This window comes from Arthrobacter sp. Hiyo1 (assembly GCF_001263615.2).
Taxonomy (GTDB): Bacteria; Actinomycetota; Actinomycetes; order Actinomycetales; family Micrococcaceae; genus Arthrobacter.
In genome coordinates this window covers 100,199-101,550 of sequence record NZ_DF952470.1, presented here as the reverse complement: position 1 = coordinate 101,550, position 1,352 = coordinate 100,199, and the positions used below count along the sequence as shown (strand labels likewise).

The 1,352-nt window shown below is 66.5% G+C and carries 2 protein-coding genes; both read left to right on the top strand.

Annotated elements, in window-relative coordinates:
* Positions 1-292: 292 nt before the first annotated feature.
* On the top strand, positions 293-1,012 hold the full coding sequence (locus tag AHiyo1_RS09435) for a response regulator transcription factor (protein ID WP_059388398.1): 720 nt from the start codon (positions 293-295) through the stop codon (positions 1,010-1,012).
* Positions 1,009-1,352: hypothetical protein (locus AHiyo1_RS24650; protein ID WP_216363174.1), on the top strand; the 344-nt coding region annotated here is incomplete at its 3' end. The genes AHiyo1_RS09435 and AHiyo1_RS24650, both read left to right, overlap by 4 nt.

Genomic DNA, 1,352 nt, shown 5'->3' with positions numbered 1-1,352 from the left:
TGGCGGCGATCACGCCGCCGCCCAGCAGGAGGCCTGCTGCGAGGACGCTGACGACGGCGGTGCGCGCTTTGGTACGCTTGCGGCCCTCAACGGGAGTGCTGGAGCTCGGGATGGTGTTGTTCATGGTCCGTGTCCTTTGTTCCGGCCGGTGGTCGATCCGCCGGCGCTCTTCACCACACTCTGGTCCGGCCGCATGAATTGATTGTTCGGCCAATGTTCGAAGAATGTAAAACCGTCCCCGGCGGCCGACGAGGACGCTCCACAGGCTTGATCCTTGCTGTTGAATGGACGCATGGAAGACAGCCGCGGATTGGTGCTGATTGCCGAGGATGAACGGGCAATTGCCGATATCCAGCGCCTCTATCTGGGCCGCGCGGGTTTCGGTGTACACGTTGAGCGGGACGGGGTGTCCGCGTTGGCACAGATCAAGCGGCTCAAACCGGTCGCGGTGATTCTCGACGTCGGCCTGCCCGGTCTGGACGGGATCGAGCTTTGCAGGCAACTGCGGCAGGCAGAGGACTGGACGCCGGTACTGTTCGTCACGGCCCGGGATGAGGAGGTGGACCGCGTCCTTGGCCTGGAATTGGGCGCGGACGACTATCTCACCAAGCCGTTTTCGCCCTCCGAACTGGTGGCGCGGGTCAAGGCGGTCCTGCGCCGGACCGAAGGAACCCCACGTTCCAAACCGCTCGTGCTGGGCAGCGTCGAACTGGATCCGCTGAACCGGACCGCACGCGCGGGAACCGAGGAACTCACCCTGACGGCCACCGAATTCGACCTCCTCGCGTACCTCATGGCGCAGCCTGGCCGGGTCTTTTCCCGGGAGCAGCTCCTGTCCGCCGTGTGGGGGCAGGCCAGTTATGCCGCCGGGCGGACAGTGGATGTGCACATCGCGCAGCTCCGTGCCAAGCTCGGCGAGCACTCCCCCATCGCGACGAGCCGCGGCGTCGGCTATTCGGCCGCGCCTCCCCATTCGTCCGTGCTCCGTCCCGGCGCCGGAGGAGCCACGTGAGGCGCTGGTTCGGCACACTGGCCGGACGCACGACGGCGGTGATCGCCGCCGTCGCGACCGTCGCCGTCGTACTTGCCGGCCTTCTGGCGGCGCAACTGGTCAACGCCACGGCGGTTGACGAAGCCAAGAAGTACCTCGCGGTCGAGGCCGATTCCCTCAGCAAGCAGTCAAGCCTTGGGAGCCTGCAGGACCTGCGCACAGATCTGCTCACGCACGGCGCGAGGCTCGCGCAAATCAGCACCGACGGCCGCGTGACAGGCGGCGGGGCGAGGCTGGTGGATGCGAAGACCGTCGCGGAGGTATTGACCGGAAAGTCGGTCTCGACGTCGGTGAACGGTCC

Excerpts from the sequence above, each read along its gene's own strand:
- AHiyo1_RS09435 (WP_059388398.1), top strand. The coding sequence starts at position 293 with ATGGAAGACAGCCGCGGATTGGTGCTGATTGCCGAGGATGAACGGGCA.